Origin of the sequence: Hyphomonas atlantica corrig. (assembly GCF_000682715.1) — a bacterium.
Taxonomy (GTDB): domain Bacteria; phylum Pseudomonadota; class Alphaproteobacteria; order Caulobacterales; family Hyphomonadaceae; genus Hyphomonas; species Hyphomonas atlantica.
In genome coordinates this window covers 1-632 of the sequence record NZ_AWFH01000050.1, presented here as the reverse complement: position 1 = coordinate 632, position 632 = coordinate 1, and the positions used below count along the sequence as shown (strand labels likewise).

General features: G+C 56.0%; 1 protein-coding gene. It reads right to left on the bottom strand.

The window, feature by feature from the left end; genetic code table 11:
- Positions 1-69: 69 nt before the first annotated feature.
- On the bottom strand, positions 70-632 hold a 563-nt coding region (locus HY36_RS13910; protein WP_035554126.1), incomplete at its 5' end, for an IS3 family transposase.

Below are 632 nucleotides of genomic sequence, written 5' to 3'. Positions count from 1 at the left end.
TGTCCGTCGTCAGGTATTTGAGACTTCAGGCTGCCTGACTTAAGGAGGGTCTGGCGCATCTGGGTTGAGTTAAGCAGCGGATTGGGCGTGCTGCAAGCGCCGTAGTTTCATGGTCCTCCTTTTGATTTTCTCACGTTCCAGCAGAATGGTCTGGCCGCGGCCCGTATAGACATCTGCCGGAGTGAGATTGTTCAGGCTCTCGTGATAGCGCTGGTGGTTGTAGTAGCCAACGAACGCGTCGATCTGCGCTTCGAGGTCTCCCGGCAGGAAGTAGTTTTCCAGCAGGATGCGGTTTTTCAGGGTCTGATGCCAGCGCTCGATCTTGCCCTGGGTCTGGGGATGATACGGCGCGCCGCGCGTATGCTTCATTCCCTTGTCGGCAAGATACTCAGCCAGATCGCCAGAGATGTAGGAAGGTCCGTTGTCTGAGAGTAGTCTTGGGCGATGGATCACGTTTACTTCATCGAGTCCGGAAGCCTCAAGCGCCAGGTTCAGCGTATCCTGCACATCGCTCGTCGCCATGCCGGTACAGAGCTTCCAGGCAATGATGTAGCGGGAGAAGTCGTCAAGCACGGTGGAGAGATAGAACCATCCCCAGCCGATCACTTTCAGATAGGTGAAGTCGGTCTGCC